The 17,123-nt window shown below is 69.8% G+C and carries 20 protein-coding genes and 4 pseudogenes; 11 read left to right on the top strand and 13 right to left on the bottom strand.

Going from position 1 to position 17,123, the window contains the following annotated elements; translation table 11 throughout:
- Window positions 1–8: 8 nt before the first annotated feature.
- The 7 genes and pseudogenes from RIU97_RS38180 to RIU97_RS38150 form a co-directional block, all read right to left on the bottom strand.
- A complete protein-coding gene (locus tag RIU97_RS38180) occupies window positions 9–569 on the bottom strand; it encodes a hemerythrin domain-containing protein (RefSeq protein ID WP_404962050.1) in 561 nt (186 codons plus the stop codon).
- 90 nt (window positions 570–659) lie between these two features.
- Complete coding sequence (locus tag RIU97_RS38175) at window positions 660–1,253, bottom strand: Ku protein (protein WP_404963084.1); 594 nt, start codon at window positions 1,251–1,253, stop codon at window positions 660–662.
- Window positions 1,151–1,687 (bottom strand): annotated as a pseudogene (locus tag RIU97_RS38170) (recombinase family protein); the annotation flags it as partial. The pseudogene RIU97_RS38170 and the gene RIU97_RS38175, both read right to left, overlap by 103 nt.
- 252 nt (window positions 1,688–1,939) lie before the next feature.
- Entirely contained in the window at window positions 1,940–4,378 is a 2,439-nt protein-coding gene (fxsT, locus tag RIU97_RS38165; RefSeq protein WP_404962049.1) for an FxSxx-COOH system tetratricopeptide repeat protein, read from the bottom strand.
- 255 nt (window positions 4,379–4,633) lie between these two features.
- Window positions 4,634–4,894, bottom strand: a pseudogene (locus RIU97_RS38160) (Ku protein); the annotation flags it as partial.
- Between the two features lie 39 nt (window positions 4,895–4,933).
- Complete coding sequence (locus RIU97_RS38155; protein ID WP_404962048.1) at window positions 4,934–5,428, bottom strand: DUF5133 domain-containing protein; 495 nt, start codon at window positions 5,426–5,428, stop codon at window positions 4,934–4,936.
- A gap of 252 nt (window positions 5,429–5,680) precedes the next feature.
- Window positions 5,681–5,920 (bottom strand): hypothetical protein, encoded by a 240-nt coding sequence (locus tag RIU97_RS38150; RefSeq protein WP_404962046.1) that lies wholly within the window; start codon window positions 5,918–5,920, stop codon window positions 5,681–5,683.
- A 177-nt stretch (window positions 5,921–6,097) separates the two neighbouring features.
- On the opposite strand from RIU97_RS38150, the gene RIU97_RS38145 reads away from it, so the two are divergent.
- Complete coding sequence (locus tag RIU97_RS38145; protein ID WP_404962045.1) at window positions 6,098–6,445, top strand: PRC-barrel domain-containing protein; 348 nt, start codon at window positions 6,098–6,100, stop codon at window positions 6,443–6,445.
- Window positions 6,446–6,648: 203 nt separating this feature from the next.
- Here the strand turns inward: RIU97_RS38145 and RIU97_RS38140 are convergent, their stop codons facing one another.
- The 5 genes from RIU97_RS38140 to RIU97_RS38120 all read right to left on the bottom strand — a co-directional run bounded on the left by RIU97_RS38140 (window position 6,649) and on the right by RIU97_RS38120 (window position 10,119).
- Window positions 6,649–7,173, bottom strand: coding sequence for a DUF1877 domain-containing protein (locus RIU97_RS38140; protein ID WP_404962043.1), 525 nt, complete (start codon window positions 7,171–7,173; stop codon window positions 6,649–6,651).
- Window positions 7,174–7,207: 34 nt separating this feature from the next.
- Complete coding sequence (gene istB, locus RIU97_RS38135) at window positions 7,208–7,966, bottom strand: IS21-like element helper ATPase IstB (RefSeq protein WP_404962041.1); 759 nt, start codon at window positions 7,964–7,966, stop codon at window positions 7,208–7,210.
- The gene (locus tag RIU97_RS38130) at window positions 7,966–8,784 is read right to left on the bottom strand and encodes a Mu transposase domain-containing protein (RefSeq protein WP_404962040.1); all 819 of its coding nucleotides are present in this window, start codon (window positions 8,782–8,784) and stop codon (window positions 7,966–7,968) included. Before RIU97_RS38130 ends, istB begins: the two co-directional genes overlap by 1 nt.
- A 421-nt stretch (window positions 8,785–9,205) precedes the next feature.
- Window positions 9,206–9,646 carry a hypothetical protein gene (locus tag RIU97_RS38125; protein WP_401284979.1) on the bottom strand — a complete coding sequence of 147 codons (441 nt, stop codon included), beginning with the start codon at window positions 9,644–9,646 and terminating at the stop codon, window positions 9,206–9,208.
- Window positions 9,647–9,795: 149 nt separating this feature from the next.
- Complete coding sequence (locus tag RIU97_RS38120) at window positions 9,796–10,119, bottom strand: hypothetical protein (protein WP_404962038.1); 324 nt, start codon at window positions 10,117–10,119, stop codon at window positions 9,796–9,798.
- A gap of 393 nt (window positions 10,120–10,512) precedes the next feature.
- Here RIU97_RS38120 and RIU97_RS38115 point away from each other — a divergent pair, with 393 nt between their 5' ends.
- The 8 genes and pseudogenes from RIU97_RS38115 to RIU97_RS38080 form a co-directional block, all read left to right on the top strand.
- On the top strand, window positions 10,513–10,821 hold the full coding sequence (locus RIU97_RS38115) for a helicase associated domain-containing protein (protein WP_404963083.1): 309 nt from the start codon (window positions 10,513–10,515) through the stop codon (window positions 10,819–10,821).
- 148 nt (window positions 10,822–10,969) lie between these two features.
- Complete coding sequence (locus tag RIU97_RS38110; RefSeq protein ID WP_404962037.1) at window positions 10,970–11,434, top strand: LIC_13387 family protein; 465 nt, start codon at window positions 10,970–10,972, stop codon at window positions 11,432–11,434.
- 251 nt (window positions 11,435–11,685) lie between these two features.
- Window positions 11,686–11,919: a hypothetical protein gene (locus tag RIU97_RS38105; RefSeq protein ID WP_404962035.1), complete on the top strand. Its 234-nt coding sequence runs from the start codon at window positions 11,686–11,688 to the stop codon at window positions 11,917–11,919.
- 257 nt (window positions 11,920–12,176) lie between these two features.
- A complete protein-coding gene (locus RIU97_RS38100) occupies window positions 12,177–12,443 on the top strand; it encodes a hypothetical protein (RefSeq protein ID WP_404962033.1) in 267 nt (88 codons plus the stop codon).
- Window positions 12,444–12,900: 457 nt separating this feature from the next.
- The gene (locus RIU97_RS38095; protein ID WP_404962032.1) at window positions 12,901–13,032 is read left to right on the top strand and encodes a hypothetical protein; all 132 of its coding nucleotides are present in this window, start codon (window positions 12,901–12,903) and stop codon (window positions 13,030–13,032) included.
- Between the two features lie 222 nt (window positions 13,033–13,254).
- On the top strand, window positions 13,255–13,914 hold the full coding sequence (locus RIU97_RS38090) for a hypothetical protein (protein WP_404962031.1): 660 nt from the start codon (window positions 13,255–13,257) through the stop codon (window positions 13,912–13,914).
- 174 nt (window positions 13,915–14,088) lie between these two features.
- Entirely contained in the window at window positions 14,089–15,123 is a 1,035-nt protein-coding gene (locus tag RIU97_RS38085) for a helicase associated domain-containing protein (RefSeq protein WP_404962029.1), read from the top strand.
- Between the two features lie 3 nt (window positions 15,124–15,126).
- Window positions 15,127–15,399: pseudogene (locus RIU97_RS38080) on the top strand (DUF2252 family protein); the annotation flags it as partial.
- Between the two features lie 222 nt (window positions 15,400–15,621).
- Here the strand turns inward: RIU97_RS38080 and RIU97_RS38075 are convergent.
- Window positions 15,622–15,835: pseudogene (locus RIU97_RS38075) on the bottom strand (hypothetical protein); the annotation flags it as partial.
- A gap of 207 nt (window positions 15,836–16,042) precedes the next feature.
- Here RIU97_RS38075 and RIU97_RS38070 point away from each other — a divergent pair.
- Both RIU97_RS38070 and RIU97_RS38065 read left to right on the top strand, forming a co-directional pair.
- Window positions 16,043–16,327 (top strand): hypothetical protein, encoded by a 285-nt coding sequence (locus RIU97_RS38070; protein ID WP_404962028.1) that lies wholly within the window; start codon window positions 16,043–16,045, stop codon window positions 16,325–16,327.
- Window positions 16,324–17,028 (top strand): restriction endonuclease, encoded by a 705-nt coding sequence (locus RIU97_RS38065; protein ID WP_404962027.1) that lies wholly within the window; start codon window positions 16,324–16,326, stop codon window positions 17,026–17,028. Before RIU97_RS38070 ends, RIU97_RS38065 begins: the two co-directional genes overlap by 4 nt.
- Window positions 17,029–17,123 lie beyond the last annotated feature (95 nt).

Here is a 17,123-nt window from a genome sequence, read left to right as displayed (position 1 = left end):
GTGGCGGCTCAGCTCGTCCGGCCTCGTCCGGTGACGAGGTCCCGGGCGCGGTCCACCAGGCCGAGGCCCGGGGCGACCAGCTTGTTCGCCGGCGGTGTCGACGGGCTGCCCGGGTGCGGGCGGGTCGGCGCCAGCTTCTTCGCCCGGCGGATGCTGTCGCCCAGGTCATCCAGGTAGCTCTGCGGGCAGTTGTGCCGCAGGGCCGGGAAGAGGTTCTCCTCCTCGTCCTTGATGTGGGCGAGCACCTCGATGCGCAGTTCGTCCACCCGGCTGCTGAACTCGGCGCTCACCGGATCCAGTTGCTCCAGCTCCTTGAGCAGCTTCTCCGTCCGGGAGTGGTCCGCGATCTCCTTGTCCGCGATCCGGTCACCGCCGTCGAGATGCTCGCGGATGGCCGGATAGAGGTACTCCTCCTCCGCCACCGAGTGGCGGACGAGCTCGATGGTCAGCAGGTCGGCCAGCTCGCGCCTGCGGTCCCCTTCGGTGGCGGTGCGCAGTTGCCCGAAGTAGTCCTTCACCTCGTCGTGGTCGGCGGTCAGTTCCCGCACCACGTCTCCGCCATGTCCCATGATGTGCCTCCGGATTCCAGGTCGTCCGGGCGGTCGCCGCCCGGACACTGGTCCGCGCCTGCCCCGAAGGAGACGGCTCATGCCGCGCCGCTACGCGGCCTTGCCGGTGCCTGTGTCCGTGCCCGAGCCCGTACCCGTGCCGCCCAGGGCCTCCCGCAGTTCGTCGCGGGTCATGCCGGAGCGGCCGGGAATCCCCTCGGACGCCGCCTTCTCGTACAGCTCCGCCTTGGTCAGGGATTCCAGGGCGGCCTTCTGCGGACGGGCGCGCTTCCCGCCGCCGCGGGCCCGTTCGACGCTCGCGCGCAGTGCCTCCGTCAGGTCGACCACGTTCGTGGCCTCCGCCGGGGGTTCGGCCTTCTCCACGGTCTCGCCCGACCGCTTCGCCTCGACCAGGGCGGCGACCTTCTCCTGGTAGGTGTCGTGGAACTCCCCGGGGTCCCAGTGCGTGCCGAGGGCGGAGATGAGCTGCTCCGCCATCTTCGTCTCCTTCGCGCTCGTCTTCGTATCGGAGGCTGCGGGAAGGTCGGGGACTTCCTCCCGTGGGTCGCGGATCTCGTCGGCCCAGTGGAGCGTGTGCAGGGTCAGGATGCCGTCCTCGGACTTGAGGGCGACGAGGTACTCGCGGGCGCGCATGACGAAGGTGGCGACACCGGCCCGGTCGCTCGTGGCGAGGGCCTGCTCCAGTACTGGTGATCACGGATATCAGAAGCTGCGGAAAGGCCCTGTAGTCCCAGCTGGGACACCAGGGAGCAAGTAACCCACCGGTAGCTTTCAAGACTTCGCCGCGGCGGTCCTCTGGGGCTGGCGGGGGACCGTCTTGGTCTTGTGGCCCGGCCCTCCATGGTGGCGGTGTCGATGCCCTGCTCGATGACGTGCAGCCCGATCCCGCGCTCGCGCTCGCGCAGCTCGGCGCCGAGGGTCACCAGGTGCAGGACTGAACGGGAGAGCCGGTCGAGCCGGGTCACCTTCAACGTGTCGCCCTCGCGCATGAGCTGCATGACGAGATCGAGCTTCGGCCGGGACGCCTGCGCGCCGCTGGCGACGTCGACATGGATGTTGTCGCGGTCGACAGCGTTGCGGAGAAGCGCGTCGATCTGATGATCGGGGTTCTGGTCGGCCGTCGAAGTGCGTCAGTAGCCAAGAAGCATTGTCGGAAACTACCCGAAGGACCGTTCCCCGACGTTGATTTCCGACGCGGGTTGTCGACGGTGCCCACCTGCGGGTTCGTGATCGCGGGTGTGAGTGTCGGCAGACGGTCGTTTGCCGACACTCACAGCCGTGGACCCAACCACCGCTACGCTCACGCAATGCAACAATAGTTACAGAGTGCTACTTGTCGCTTGGCGGCGGCTCGGGGATACAGGGCCTCCTCAACCGCCACTGGCTGCGACGTTCCTGCGCCGCAGCCAGTGCCACCACCGGCTCTGTGGCCGTTGGGTGGACATGGCTAGCGCTGTCTCCAGCGCGTTGCGGGTGCTCAAGGTATGCGTGTGCTCGTCGCCCAGGATGCGGACGCGGTCATCGAGGGTTCGGCGCAGCAGGTCTATCGCCTCGGCCTGCTCACCTGCACCGGTCAAAGCGAGAGCGAGGTTGTGGCGACTGGCAAGGGTATCCGGGTGCTCGGGGCTCAGGATGCGGGTGCGGTCCTCCAGGGTCTGCCGGTGCATGCGCACTGCTTGTGCGTGCTCGCCCATCCCATCCAACGCGAGACCGAGGCTGTTCCGACTGGCCAGCGTGTGCGGATGCTCGTCGCCCAGAATGCGGGCGTGGTCGTTGAGCGCCTGCCGCAGCAGCTGTATCGCTTCCGTCTGCTCACCCGCCCTGGTCAGGGCGCTGGCGAGGTTGTGGCGGCTGAGCAGGGTGAGGTGGTGCTCGGGGCCCAGGACACGGATGCGGTCCTCCAGGGTGCTCCGGTGGATGCGCACCGCTTGTGCGTGCTCGCCCATCCCATCCAGCGCGAGACCGAGGCTGTCCCGGCTGGCCAGGGTATGCGGATGCCCGGGGCCCAGGACACGGGTACGGTCGTTGAGGGTCTGCCGCAGCAGACCCACCGCCTCGGCATGCTCACCCGTCCCGTCCAAAGCGCATGCGAGGTCATTGCGGCTGGTCAAGGTATCGGGGTGCCCGGGGCCCAGGATACGGGCGCGGTCCTCCAGGGTCTGCCGGAGCAGGCGTATTGCCTCCGCCGGCTCTCCCATTCCGAACAAGGCATTGCCCAGGTTGTTGCGGCTGGTCAAGGTATCTGGGTGCTCGGGGCCCAGCATGCGGGTCTCGACCTCGAGGACCCGTTCATGCAGCAGGCGCGCCGCGCCGAAAGCGCCAGCCTTCTGCAGCACCTGCGCCAGGGTGTTGAGAGTGGTGCGGTGGTGCGTGGCGGTGCGCGGGTCCGCGTAGTCGAGCAGCAGCGGCAGGTGGGGGGCGAGGAGCACGGCTGCAGGCCAACCAGCGCGCCCGCGCTGGTTGGCCTCGTGCACAGCCGTGGTCAGCCGCTCGGCAAGAGCCCGGTGCCACACGGCGAGATCGGAGGTCTCGGCCGTGAGGGCGACAGTGTTGATCTCTCGGATCAGGGGATGCAGCACCACCTGCGCCCCCTCACTGCTGCCCGACGCCGGACCGGTGCTGCCGGGAGAGTGAGGCAGGCCGAGGAGACCGTAGCGGTGCAGGCCAGCGAACGCGGCCTCCAGGGCCACCGCAGTGACGTCGTGTCCGGTGACGACGGATAGCAGGTCCGGGGTGATCAGGGACAGTGGGACGGGGGCTTGAGCCAGCAGGGCCAGCAGTCGCAACAAGGGGCGGGCCAAAGCGTTGCCCTCCCCGGCGAGCTGATCCAAGGACACCTCCCAGGTGTGCCGCACCACGGCGCGGGCGACCTGCGGATGGGAGCCATTCGGGTGCGCCGCTCCCAACAAGAACCGCAGTTCCTGTTCCAGGGCCTGTCGGTAGGCGGCAAAGGTGCGGTAACGGCTGGTGGGTCCGGCCAGATAGGTGCCGGCCGCGTGCAACGCCAGTGGCAGCCCGCCCAGTCGCGCCGCCAGCTCCCGGGCCTGCTCGGCGGTGCCGGCCACGGGAGCAGCGTCCAGTAGGACCTGCCCCGCAGGTCGCACCGGCAGCGGCTCCAGTGGCAGCAGCTGTGCGCACGGACCCCAGGTCTGCTCGCTGCCATCCCGGCTGGTCACCACCAGCAGGCCCCGGCCGTGAGGACGGATCCAGCCGCGATAGTCGGCCACCGACTCCCCTGCCGGGCCGATCTCGTGCGGCTCGTCGGCGTTGTCCACCACCAGCAGCCACCGCCGCACCCGGCCCAACTGTCGCCAGACCACATCCGGCAGGCTCGCCTGCCCCGCTCGCGCGGCCTCCAGCTCTGCCTCTGGCAGGCCGCAGGCCAGCGCCGCCTGCACCATCTGCTGCGCCAGCTCGGCACCGTCGCGCCAGCGCACCCAAAACACTCGCCAGCCCGCCGCCTCGGCCTGGGTGGCCAGTTGCGCGGCCACCGTTGTCTTGCCCATCCCGCCGACCGCGCACAGCACCGCGAACCGGCCTTGTGGCCGCCGAAGCATGCCTGCCAGCACGGCGAGTTCTCCCTCACGCCCCCGCACGCGCTGAACATGCGGGGGGCGTAACGAAGCCTGCTGGCCTCGGGCCAGTCGGCTCACCGGTGCCAGCCGCGCCGGGGGCCTTGCTGCGGCCTCCAGATGCCGGCCCCACAGCAACAGCCCGATGCTGACCGCCACCAGCACGGCGAACACCGGCCAGATCACCCACGCCTGCGCCGCCCAGCCAGGCACCGCGTCACTGGCGTAGTTGGTCACCGGCCCCAGCACAGCCGCCACCAATGCGGCCCCTCCCGTTACCGCCGACCCGGCCCACGCACCCCGTCTACGCCCCACGGTCTGCCACCCCCGTCCACCGTCACCAGGATGTTCCCGCCTGGATCACGTCCATGGAAGGGTGCGGGTGGTCACGACGCGGGCGGCGGTGTTGCTCCGGTTCAGCGGCCGGGTGCCGAGCCTGCTGCTTGAACGCCGTCATCCGCCGCGCGGCGCGGCCCGGGCACCAGGGCAGGTCGAGCCGCTTGGCGCGATGTCGTCGAGTTCCGCCGGCTCGACCAGGACGTACTCCTCGCCGGCGTCGTAGCCCTTGACGATGTCGTCGAGTTCCACTTCCTTGCCGGTGCGCGCGTTCACCCGCCGGTTGCGGATCCGGTCCGAGGTGCCGCGTTGCAACTGGTGGAAGTGGAGCGTGGTGCTGTCGGTCGCGGTGTACATGCCGATGGGGACGCTCACCAGCCCGAAGCTCAGAACTCCCGTCCAGACCGGTCGGCCCATGCTGATCACCGCCTTGCCGGGTCTCCCCGATCACGGCGTCTACCCGGCCCCGTCAGCGTATGCGGACAGGTCGAGGCGGTCCTGGGCGGCCGTGACGGCGTCGTGCGCGCGGAGCCGGCCCATCAGCACGCACAGGGTGTACGTCACGTCGTCCATCTCCCGGCGCGCGTCCTCGCTCCCGGGCTCCGCGCCCAGCCTGGCCCGACAGGCCCGGAACCGGGCGAGGACCTTCTCGGTCAGGGCCCGGTTCGCGAGCATGGCCACCGGCGCGGCCGCTGCGGGCGCGGGGCACACCGGGCTGCGGGCGGCTTCCACCGCGTGCCGCAGGGCCCGCTCGACATGGGAGGGGAGCGCCACCCCCTGCGGTACGGCGACGACGGCCGCGGCCAGTTCGGCAGCCGTGACCTGGGCGGCCGTGGCCGCCGAGGCGAGGACGGCGCGGGCGTCCCGCGCCGAGCACGGCGTCATCGCCATGATCATCCCCACGGCCCGGGCCACCGCCGGATCGCCGACCACACGCCGACCGCCGGACATCGTCCCATCAGTAACATCAGAGGGATTTTCGGTCGAGGAATGACGAATACGAGGAACCATGCGGGATCATCCCTTCAACCGAAGGCAGACGGGGGCCATAACGGAGTCATGAAGGGTTTACCCTCGCGTACTCGGCGTGCACCTGCCGCAGGCAAAACTTCAGGCGCTACCGCAGGCAGCGCCGTCCGCGCTGGCCCTCCGGCGCCGCCGTATCTCCGTATCTCCGTATCACCGTCTTCCGTGAAGGGCGCGTCAGTCGGCCGGACCCTTCCAGCGGGCGGGCCGTTCGTCCGCTCCGGTCGGGCCGGCCGGCCGGTCGAGGCGGCTCGCCTCGTCCGTGTCCGCGGCTCGCGTGGTGCCGGGGTCCTCTCCGGCCGGGCCCTCGCCCCGGGTCCGGGTGTCCCTCCGTGGCCTGGTGCGTGGTGCGGGGCGCCGGGCTTCGCCGTCGTGGCCGTGCAGAGGTACGCCTCCCGCGCCGCCTTGGTCGTCCATGACAGACCCCTTCCTTCGTTCCGTCCCGGCGCCTGCCCGCACGGCGGTCCCGGGAAACTCCCGGCCGGAGGCCGGGCCGGCGTCCCGTGCATGAGCCGGACGTATCAGGGGAGGCGCCCGGGAGACGGTGACACGCGCCCGCCCGGAGCGGTCACCCCGCACGGAGAGGTAGGAGCCATGACCGAGGAAGCGTTCTGGGTCTACCACCCGACCGCTGGCCACCAGACGGGCCTCGACCTCGTCGGCTACAAGGTCGAGGCCACCGACGGCAGCATCGGAAAGGTCGACAAGCACTCCGATGCCGTCGACGCCTCCCATCTCGTCGTCGACACGGGTGTCTGGATCTTCGGCAAACACGTACTGCTCCCGGCCGGCATCATCCAGCGCATCGACACGGCCGAGAAGACGGTCTACGTCAACCGGACCAAGGAGCAGATCAAGGACGCCCCCGAGTTCGACGAGATCAAGTACACCGGCGAGCCGGCCTATTTGGATCAGTACTCCCGGTACTACGGCCACATGTGAGACGCCCGGCCCTAAGCGGGGGTGCGGGTTCGGTGACACGGCGCGCAGCGAGTACAGCACGGGAAGGTGGTCCCGAACGGGAGCCGGTACTGGAAGGCGTCGGTGTTGAAGGACAGGCCGTGTGGACGGTCACGCAATTCCCCAGGCGGAAGTTCACGTAATTCCCCAGGTTCTGCCGTGAGCTGGCTGAAGGACGCCCTGCGTCAGTCCCACCACAGCACGAGAAGAAGGTGCCGTTGGGACGCATCACCGTAGAACTCTCGCAGGGCATTGAAGTGCCCCAGCAGGTACTTCCTCGGACCGCCGACGATCCTGTCCGCCCCGTCGCCGATCAAGGAAGCGGCCTCTCTTTCGTCGGTCGGCAGGGCGGCCAGAAGGGCAGGGAAGTCGATCTGCCAGAGCAGTTCCGAGACGCGAGCCACTTGAGCCGCGGAGAGGGCCGTGGGAGCGTGCCCGAAGGGACCGATGGCATGCGGGTGCGTGTTGAGGAACCCGAGGTCGATTGCAGTATCGCCCTCGGTGGACTGCCGCAGAGCGTTCAGGTGGACGTCATCGAGACCTCCCAGCTCGCAGACCCGTTCGAGCAGAGTCGGCGCCCAGTCCAGGTCCAGGATGTCCGTCGAGGGCGGATCCCAGTGAGGATCTCCATCCGGTGATTCGCCAACTGACTGCTGGCAGGAGGTGAGGTACTCCGCAGGGATGCGCGCAAGTTGTTGAGTGACGGCCATGAGGGCAGTATCCCGACGACGTCCACCGATTTTCCTACTTGGTCTTGTCGGTGGGGTTCTTCGGACGCTTGTTGGGGCGGTAGCTGGGGCCGTTCATGACGACCTGGTGGCTCGTGGTGATCAGCCGGTCCAGGAGTGACTCCGCGACGACGGGGTTGGGGAAGAGGGGATACCAGTCGTTGGGCGCCCGGTTGCTGGTGATGATCAGGGACCTGCCCTGCCGCTCGCTGACCAGTTCGTAGAGGTCATCGGCTCGGGACGCTCCGAGCTGGCGCATGGCGAAGTCGTCGACGATGAGCACGTCGGGCCGTACCGGTGCACGGATCCGCTTGTCCCAGGTGCGGTCCGCGTGGCCGTCGGCGAGGTCTGCGAGGATGCGGCTGGTCTTGGCGAAGCGGACGTGGGCGCCCTGGCGGACCGCGAGGTGGCCGAGGGCCTGGGCGACATGTGTCTTTCCGACCCCGACCGGGCCGAAGAGGATGACCGACTCGCCCGAATGGAACCAGCGCAGGGCTCCGAGGTCGCGGATCTGGGCGGCCGGGAGCTTCGAGGAGGCGGTGAAGTCGAACTCCTCCAAGGTGACCTGCTGCTCGAACTTCGCCCGTGCCAGACGCCGCTGGAAAGCGACGGTCTCGCGGCGGGTGATCTCGTCCTGGCACAGGACCTGCAGGAAGTCCAGGTGCCCGAGTTCGCCCCCGTGGGCCTGGGCCAGGCGGGCATCGAGGGTTTCCAGCATCCCCGAGAGCCGCAGCGACTTCAGCGACTCACGCAGGGCAGAATGCATCACGGTCATCAGATGCTTCCCTCAGCTTCGCCGTGGACCTGGTGGTCGTGGAGCTCATCCGCCGTCTCGACCGGGGCGACGGAGGCGAACAGCCGCTTGGGCCCGTGCAGGAAGGCCGCGGCTCCCGCGTCCCCGCTCGATTCGGGCTCCGGGTCGGTCTCGGCGCCGGCGCCGGCGATCAGGATGCCCTTGATGGTTCGGTAGGACGGATCTCCGACCGTGATGGCCCACGCGCAGGCGGCTTCCAGCCTCGTGTCGCCGTACGTCTTCTTCAGGCCGAGGATTCCCTGGGCGGCGCGGAGCCGGTAGAGCGCGTTGACCTCCAGCAACTGGTCGACGACCGTGCGGCAAGCGTCCCCGACCTCTGATGCCTGGGTGCGGCACCAGATCGGCGTGCGCATCTGGAAGGCGGTCTTCTCCGGCGGATAGTCCGTCCTGTCGGTGCGTTTGCCCTGCTCAAGTGCCACGTGGGTCTTGACCAGGTCACCCTCGAGGAAGACCTGCACCATCGTGGCGGTCGAGCGGACATCGACCCCGCGGCCGATCAGTTTCCAGGGAACCGAGTAGAAGGTGCGGCCGACCTTGACGTGGATGTCCGGCCCGACCACCGCCGTCGACCAACGGGCCAGCACGAACGGGGTGGGCGGCAGCGGCAGCAGGGTCTCGGCTTCGATCGCCTCGAACGCCGCCATCGGGGCGGCCCCCTGCAACGGCCGGCACTGCCGTCGGCCGGCCACCTTCTGGCTCCAGGTCACAGCCTTGGCCTGCATGTGCTCGATCGAGGTGAACTCCCGCCCCCGCCAAAACGAGTCCCGGATGTAGGGCATCGGCCGCTCGACCCTCCGGCAGGATGTCCCGGACCATCGACGCCGTCTGGGAGCGCGAGGCCGGGTACACCTTCAGCTGTTCCAGGGCGCGGACCCGGTCACTGAGGTCGAGGTCGCGGGGGACGTTCAGGCCCTCGGTCAGGGGCCCCTGGAGCGCTTCGCGTCCGTACTCGCGGGCGCAGCCCACGGATCGACGGCCTCCCGCGCCCGCGACGCAACGGGCGCGGCGGGCGCGGCGGGCGCGGCGGGCGCGGCGGGCGCGGCGGGCGCGGCGGGCGCGGCGGGCGCGGCGGGCGCGGCGGGCGCGGCGGGCGCGGCGGGCGCGGCGGGCGCGGCGGGCGCGGCGGGCGCGGCGGGCGCGGCGGGCGCGGCGGCGGTCAGATGACCACCATCTCGACGCGAGTGTGTGGGTGATCCCCGATCAGCGGCGGCCGGTGGCCAGGATGACGAGGAACTGGCCACCGCCCGCCTGGATGTCGGCGGTCACCGGCATTCCCGGTACCAGTCGGGAGAACCGGTCCACCAGCCAATCCGCCGCCTCTTGGGCGTCCTTCCTGGTCGGACAACGGCCCACCATCTCGCGGCCACCCTTGCGCTCCAGCCTCTCGGCGACGGCGATCAGCGGTGCGGGTTCGACTACGTACAGGCGCTCCGGCCAGGCGATGACCACCTTGACCGCACCCTTGCGGGTGTTGCACCCGCGGTGCGCGAGCCGCTCGGCCACCTTGGCCTTCCGGTCGGCGGTCCGGCTGTCGACACTGGGCCCCCGCGGGTCGTTCACCGACTCGTCGGGGTCGACCGGTTCGTCACACACCCAGCACTGCCAGCCGTCGCGCTCGGCCACATCATCAAGGAGACTCATCCGAGCAAACTAGCCTGCCCGGCCGACCCCCGCGCACCAGGGCCTGGCAAGGTCTCAACACCGGCCGGCCCCCGCCGGCCCCCGCCGACCGCTCAGCCGGCAGCCTCAGCCGGCCCGACCCTCCTTGTACGGAAACGGGGGGTGGGCGGCTACCAGCTCTGCCACGCCGGGGCGGGGTAGCGGGGTGCGCGCCGCTTGCGGGCTTCGAGCCCGAGGAACGTGGCTCCCGAGGCGAGGGTCGCGAGGAATGACACCAGCATGGCCAGCGGCAGCAGAACGCTGGCGGGTTCCCCCAGGCCCAGCCACAGCGCCGCCGTACCCATCGCCAGGGCCACCAGCAACAGAACCCTCGCGGTGAGCGACAGCTTGCCGCTCACCGCGATGCAGGCATACCCGACGAGTAGGCCCGGCGCGACGGCCGCTATCAAGCCCAGGGACAACAGGAACAAGAAAGCGAGCAAGGCGATGATCATGTCGTGCCGACCTCCGGATCTCATGGCCAACTCGTGCCGGGGGCAGACGGATCCACGTCAGCCCTGGGTCTGGCGGGCCCTTCCGGACGCCATGCTGCCAGGTTTTCTGAACACGTTCAACACAGCTCGTGGAGGGTGTCCACGAAGGCACGGATCCGGGCACCCTCGCCGGCCTTCGGCCAGAAGAACCCGTACTGAACGGGAAGGGCGTCACCGAAGGGGACCCAGATGCGATCTCTCGCCTCCGCGCCAGCACACGACCTGCACGCCTACCGCCCGATGACAGTACGGACACCCCATGCGAACAGGCACATCCATGACAGCCCGCCACCTTCGGGATTGGCGCCCGACGGCAGCAGCCTGCTCACCTCGTGACGGCCATGATCACTACGGCTGGGCAGCGCGAGCAGGGACACCCGCCCCGTCCTGGCCGACACCCATCTGGCGCCACCGCCGCACCCATTCACACTGCGCTACCGGCAGCGGGAAGGCGATCTGAACGTCCCCTACGAGCACGTGGAGACCGCGAGGGCGTTCCCGCTCGGACGGTGGCTGTCGGACCAACGGCGGGCCCACCGGGCCGGGACCATGACCGGCGAACTAGCCGCCGAGCTGGAAGAGGTGGAGCGGGGCCCGGGAGGCGCAGGGCACCCAGACGCCACCCCGAGGAGAGCGTCCCGGACACATCCAGCTCGTCCCTGACAACGACCGCCGGAATCAGCAGTGCGCGGTTCGAATCCGGTTTGCGAGCCGCAGCCGCCCCCCACCAATTCGCCTCTACATGTGTAGAGTGCGAGAAACATCCTCTACCGGTGTAGAGGGCGGCCTCGTTCGACTTCAAGGAGCCACGGTGAGCGCGACCGTCACACCCGTCCTCGAGGGCAAGCCCCAGCCCAAGCCGCTGCGACCCTTCAGAGTCGGGGCCGGCGGCTTCCTCCTGCTGGGCACGGGCCACCTCGCCCTTGCGGCCGCGACGGCGCTGGGTGACCCCACCCCCCAGCAGCAAGCCTCCTCGGCAGCCATGCGGGAGTCGAGCATGACCCTGCTCGGTCTGGAACGCAGCACCCTCGACATCGCCCAGGGCATGAGCCTCGTCATGGCCCTGTTCGTCATCGCGTGCGGGCTCCTCGCCCTCACCGCCGTCCGGCACGCCCCGGCACTGGTCGAACGGCGCACCGCCTTCGGATGGATCCCCCTCGTCGCCTCACTGGTGGGCCTGGCGATATCCGTCCTGCTCCTGCCCATGCCGCCGATCGTCGTCCTCGCCGTCACCAGCTGCGCCTTCGCCCTGTCCTTGCGCCGGGCAACGCCCTGATCCGGTCACGGCGGGGCGTGCGGCGCACGCCCCGCCGGTCGGCCCGGCCACCCCGCCGCACCACACCGCTGACGGCTGGCAGGTTCATGGCGACGGTGACGGTGTTCGACCGGCGTCACAGGATGCCGGTGTCGTGCTGTCAAGCCCCGAGATGCAGCGGCATGACGTGCACAGGGGTGGTCGGGCCCAATGGATACACGGGCCCCGGCTCACCAGAACCGACCCTCTCCCCTTCCGTAAGGAGCCCCCACATGTCCCGCACCCGGCGCCTGGTCCTGCTCACCGCTTCCACGGCTCTGGCCGCTGGAGTCGTCTCGATGTCGTCGAGCGCGATCGCCGCTCCGGCAACGCCCCGGCCGGCCACCATGCCGAGCGAGGGCCGGGGTGGCGGTGGCGACGGCTTCTTCACCACCAACCCCTTCGGGGCCACGAAGATATGGGAGAGCTCCCAGGGGCATCTGGTCCACTGGGACAAGCGCTACTGAACGAAAGACCACAACCTCGCCTACACCTGGCTCGCACGTGACCTCCACGCTGTCGGCTGGTTGGAGGACTCCCCCTACTTCGACTAGGAGCTGCCCCCGCGGTCATCGGCGCCGCGGTGCTTCCCGGGCCTTGCAGTTCACCGGACGGCCACGATGGGTGAGCACCTCGACGCCCGTACGAGCACGTCGAGGCCGAGGGGGCGTTCCCGCCGGGGCGGTGACTGTCCGATCAGCGGCGCGCCTACCAGGCTGGGGCAATGACCGGCGAGCGCGCGGCCGAGCTGGAGGAGCTCGAGGAGCTGGAGGAGCTGGAGATCGTGTGGGACACCGCCGGCCGCACCGTGACCGTCTGGCCCGCGACAACGCAGCCGAACTCCGCCGCCTTGCAGGACCTCATCAACTCGCCCGCCAGCGCCGACGACGCGGTCGCCAACCTGGACCGGGCTCTCGCGCACGGCAACGCCGCCCGCCTCGTCCGCCCTATGAACGCCGCCCCGGGCCCGCCTGCGGCCCCAGGACACTGACCTCGCCGCCCACATCGACGCCCTCGTCCGGCCCACCGCGAGGCTCCGTCAAAGACCCACGACCAGCGAAACGCGTAAACCGCATCCCCCTCCGCATCGCTCTTCGAACGACGTCGCCGGGCCACGGAAGTTCGGGCGGATGCAGGAGACCAGACCTAACCGTCTCATCAGCACGGTAGAGCAGCGCGCGTCGATGTCCCGCACCGCCTCTTCGCGCCTACCGCTCGGCCCGGGACGGGGGCAGCGCCCGCAACGGCGCCGACCCCTTTGGGCCTTGGGCCCGGCCACCGCCGTTGTGCGGGGCAGCCTCCTCATCGTCCGTCGCGGCGGCCGACTCGACCGCGGTGGGCCTTGTGACGACGCGTCGGGACGGATCGGCGCAGGGGGTCCCGTCGCCGGGCGCCACCCCCACACCACCGGTACCGCGGCGTCGCCGTACTCGGCGAACCGTGAGGCCGTGTCGCGAATGCCCGCGGACGGCCGCCCCGCCCACCTGGCGACTACGGCGTACCGCACCCGGCCTGCGGGCCGAGAGAACCCCGTCGGCCTGCTGCAGCCGACCTTCGGCAGCGCCTGCGTCAACGCCTGACTCCTGAGCGCTGTGTCGGCGCAGCGGGCGGCGCGCCGAGTGGAATCCGCACCCCCGCCCTCGGCCGCGCGAGGACCTGCCGAGTGCTGGTAACTGCTTGCCGGAGTTGATAGATTGAACGCGTTCAGTTGAATGTGTTCAATTCTTTCGGGGGCGATCGTGAAGGCCACACAGGACCGGGACGCTGCTGTGCGCGTCCACCGGCTGCAATGGGGGTTGGCCGTGGCTGCCATCGTTGTCGCGGCGCCCGTCGTGGCCTGGGGGTTGCAGCAGTACATCGGCGGACTCTTCGTCATGACGGGCCTGGTGGTGGCCGTTCCGCTCATGTTCTGGCGTGAACCGAAGGGCTTCGGCCGCGCGTGCGCGACCGTCGGGCTCCTGCTCCTCGGGTGGGGGGTGTTGGCCGTCCTGGCAGGGATGTTCCTGTTCTGGCCCTCGGCCATGCTCCTCCTGTTCGCCGTGTTCGCCGATCCGCTCCGTCGTCGACCGGTCGTCGTCAAGGTGATGGCCGGCGGCGGCGTCGTGGTGACGACGATGTGGCTGGTGGGCTGCGTCATCTTCGCCTGGCAGTCGTACGTCGGTCCCGCCCTGGCCGAGCCCCACACCTACCGGGCCGAGACCAGCCCGGGCTGGTTCATGCCGCTCGGGGACGCCAGAACAAGCCCGGACTCGTTCAGGAGCAACCTCGGGGACGCCCAGGAGCGGCTGGAGCCGCTCGGGGCTGCGTTCGTGACGGGATCATCGTCCGACGAGGGCTCCTACCTGGAGGTCCGCTTCCGCGAGGGGCTGTCCGGGACGGAGCGCACAGCCCTGAGGGAGGAGGTCGCGCGGCTGCCCGGCATCGTCAACGTCGAGCTCTGCTCGGTGTCCGACTGCGGCTGAGGCACCCCCGCCCGGTTCCCGGAACGCGGTCAGGACAGGACGCGCAGGGTTGTGCCCACGACAGCCTGACCGGTGCCCGTCGTAGGGATCGTGATGTCAGGGCGGCCCACGTGCCGAACGTGATCACCACTCCCCCAGCGTCACCCCGGGATCGTCACGCAAACATTCCCGCAGGTGACAACCAGAACAAATATCCCTCGCAAGTCCAACCACCCCTGGATAAGACCGTTTCGGGCGCATGATGAAAAGGCTGTGGAAATTCTTGCTATTCCGCAGGAGAACCAGAAAAGGATCGTAGACCCGTCTCAGCCGGTCGGGAAGGCGCCGGAGGAGGGCGAGGAGGAGTCACGGCTGCTGCTCCGGTTCGCAGCCCCGCGGGATCCGGCGCTGATCGCGAAGTGGATCAGCTACCAGGTGATCAACACCGAGCGGCAGGACTGGCGCCGAGGCGCGGAAGCCGCGCTGCGGTACCGGCAGCGCGAGGAACACCTCGACGTCCCCTACGAGCACGTCGAGGTTGAGGGGGCGTTCCCGCTGGGGCGGTGGCTGTCCGATCAGAGGCGGGCGTACCGGGCCGGGACGATGACCGGGGAGCGGGCGGCGGAGCTGGAGGAGCTGGGGATCGTGTGGGACACCGCCGACGCGGGCTTCGAACAGAACCTCGGCGCCGCGCGGGCCTACTACGAGCTGCACGGCACCCTCGCCGCACCGCGGCACGCCACCGCGCTCGACCAGGCCGTCGGGCAGTGGCTCACGAACATCCGCAGGCCCGGCGGACTCGGCAAAGACCCCGACGGCCGCGAAGGCCGCCACGGCCACCGGGCCGCGCGCGGGCGGCGACGCCTTCCAGAAGGGCCTCCGGGCCCTGCAGCAGTACGTCGCGCGGGAAGGTGGCCTGCCGGGGCGGGCCGTCGTCGAGCGGCTCCCCGACGGCAGCGAACTCCTCACCGGCATCTGGATCGGCAACCACAGGGCCCGCCGCGACCGGCTCGACCCGGCCCAGCGCGCAGCACTCGCCGAACTCGGCATCCACTGGGCCACCTGATCAAAACGCCCTACCCGCGCAAGTCGACTTACGCGGCGTACAACGTTCCACGGAGCTCCAGGCCCGTGAACAGGGCAGTTGTCGTTAATCAAGGTGCATCAAGGGCTGCGGCACGACCTGCAACTTCTTCATGCGCGAACGGCGGCTTGGTCACGTCGTCGTGAGCGGTGACCTGGTTCATCGATCTGTTCGCAGCATGCGGCGTGCCCGCTGCCTTCCAGGTCAAATTCCACAACATGGCGGCCTCGGCCTTCGCCTTCTATCTGGGCACGGTCTTGGATCGGGACCGGAACGGAAGCCCGTACGTGGACGAACGGACGGGCCGGGTCTCGATCCACGGCGGTCTCCACGCCGAGAACTTCGGCACGTACATGGGCTCCAACGGCCAGCTGATCTTCAACGTCAACGACTTCGACGAGGGCTACGTCGGCCCGCGCACCTCCCCGACGAGTCCCTCGTGCGGCCCGACGACGTCGTGATCTACCTCAAGCAGGCGCAGACCCCGGCGGCCTCCCCGCACATCACGGACCGAGTGCAGGGTCAGGAGGATGTCCGATCCCCTTGTTGGCCTCCACCATCTTGACGGCGTTGTCCGTGATCGTGAGGTGCGCAGCTCCAGGAAGTCCATCTTCAGCAGGCCCAGCGTCTCGCAACCGTGGGGTGAGGGGTTCGAGGTCGGTGATGCCCATGGCGTACGCCACGATCGAGCCGGCCGCAAAACCTCGGCCCGGGCCCACCGATGCCCTGGTTCTTGGCCCACATGATGAGGTCGGCGACCACAAGGAAGTAACCCGGGAACCCCATCGAGATGATCGTGTCCATCTCGTACTCGGCCTGCCTCATCCGGTCGTCCAGGATGCCTCCGGGGCAGCGGCGTCGCGGGTGAGGTTTGTGCCCGGCAGGGTCGGTGCCGTACACGCGCCGACTTCGGCCACCCACACGGCGCGCCGCGCGCAGGTCAGCTGGGCAGCCCGCCGCAGAAGCGATCACCTGAGGTCATCATGCAGTGACGTGGTGTCAGACCCAGGTGCTTTCATGGAGCCGCTGTGCGGGGAGCGCAGCCTGACTGGGAGGGGACCCTGAATGCCGTCTGTCCGGGAGCACTTACGGAACGGGTCGATCGTGCGGGCCCACTGGCGGAACCCCGCCGGTTCCAGCAAGCAGGTCGGCCTGCTCGTCATGTTCGTGCTGGCGATGTTCGTCCTTGGCAGCAAGCCAATGGGCGGTGCTGCCCCGGTGGAGCAGGTTCCTGGGCCGCAGTCGACGGTGTATCCGATCAAGTGGCCCGGGTGGGACACGCCGGTGGTGGTGCCGACGCCGACCGTCTCGTATCCGATCGTCTTCCCCAGCCCGGGGAGCACCCCGTGAGCCGGCGTCCGCCCGTGCGGCGTTCGAGCCGGGGCCGGCGTCCCCGCAGGCGTCAGAACGCGGACCTGGAGAAGCTCGGGCTGATCGCCCTGGTGGGCGTGGTGGTCTTCAGTGTGGTGGTGGGGGTGCTGCGGTGGCTGGCCGCGCATCCCTGGGTGGTGGTGCTCGTGCTCCTGGCGGTGGCGGCTGCGGGCGGGGCGTGGGCGTGGCGGCGGAGGGAGGCAGCACGGTGGGAGCGGGTGCGCTCGAAGGGCCTGCGCTACGCGGTCGAGCAGCTCGACCGGCTGCACCACCGGCAGTTCGAGTTCGCCGTGCGGGACCTGATGCACCGCGACGGCTGCACGGATGCCCTCCAGGTCGGCGGCCGCGGTGACAACGGTGCGGACGTGAAAGCCACCGATCCGTACGGCCGGCGCTGGGTGATCCAGTGCAAGCATCGCAAGGCCGGCTGGGCCGGAAAGCCTGTCGGCACCCCCGACCTCCACGTCCTCAATGGCACCGGCCGTCAGGTCCACGGAGGTGACGTGCTGGTCATGCTCACCAACGGCCGTATCACCAGCAACGCCGTCACCTTCGCCAAGTCCCAGCGCCTGCACCTGGTCGACCGCCACCTCCTTGCCCAGTGGGCTGCCGGATCCCGCCCCCTGTGGGAACTCCTACGCGCCGTACCCCCACCCCCCAGACCGACCCCGCTGTTGTGAGGCCCCCCCGGCAACGGACCCCGGCTGCGCCAGTCCGGTGAAGGGGCCGCCCCCTTTACCGGCGCTACGCAACAGCCGGCCACGGCCGCACCCGC

Source organism: Streptomyces sp. 147326 (assembly GCF_045000215.1).
Taxonomy (GTDB): domain Bacteria; phylum Actinomycetota; class Actinomycetes; order Streptomycetales; family Streptomycetaceae; genus Streptomyces.
Note: the sequence above shows the minus strand (reverse complement) of the source record. Positions and strands in the feature narration are given on the sequence as shown.

What these genes read in the sequence shown, in the direction of transcription:
- RIU97_RS38155 (WP_404962048.1), bottom strand. Translation starts at nt 5,428, where the DNA reads ATGTCCGGCGGTCGGCGTGTGGTCGGCGATCCGGCGGTGGCCCGGGCC.
- RIU97_RS38150 (WP_404962046.1), bottom strand. Translation starts at nt 5,920, where the DNA reads ATGGACGACCAAGGCGGCGCGGGAGGCGTACCTCTGCACGGCCACGAC.
- RIU97_RS38120 (WP_404962038.1), bottom strand. Translation starts at nt 10,119, where the DNA reads ATGATCATCGCCTTGCTCGCTTTCTTGTTCCTGTTGTCCCTGGGCTTG.
- RIU97_RS38130 (WP_404962040.1), bottom strand. Translation starts at nt 8,784, where the DNA reads ATGCCCTACATCCGGGACTCGTTTTGGCGGGGGCGGGAGTTCACCTCG.
- RIU97_RS38140 (WP_404962043.1), bottom strand. Translation starts at nt 7,173, where the DNA reads ATGGCCGTCACTCAACAACTTGCGCGCATCCCTGCGGAGTACCTCACC.
- RIU97_RS38145 (WP_404962045.1), top strand. Translation starts at nt 6,098, where the DNA reads ATGACCGAGGAAGCGTTCTGGGTCTACCACCCGACCGCTGGCCACCAG.
- RIU97_RS38070 (WP_404962028.1), top strand. Translation starts at nt 16,043, where the DNA reads ATGCCGTCTGTCCGGGAGCACTTACGGAACGGGTCGATCGTGCGGGCC.
- RIU97_RS38180 (WP_404962050.1), bottom strand. Translation starts at nt 569, where the DNA reads ATGGGACATGGCGGAGACGTGGTGCGGGAACTGACCGCCGACCACGAC.
- RIU97_RS38105 (WP_404962035.1), top strand. Translation starts at nt 11,686, where the DNA reads ATGTCCCGCACCCGGCGCCTGGTCCTGCTCACCGCTTCCACGGCTCTG.
- RIU97_RS38100 (WP_404962033.1), top strand. Translation starts at nt 12,177, where the DNA reads ATGACCGGCGAGCGCGCGGCCGAGCTGGAGGAGCTCGAGGAGCTGGAG.
- istB (WP_404962041.1), bottom strand. Translation starts at nt 7,966, where the DNA reads ATGACCGTGATGCATTCTGCCCTGCGTGAGTCGCTGAAGTCGCTGCGG.
- RIU97_RS38125 (WP_401284979.1), bottom strand. Translation starts at nt 9,646, where the DNA reads ATGAGTCTCCTTGATGATGTGGCCGAGCGCGACGGCTGGCAGTGCTGG.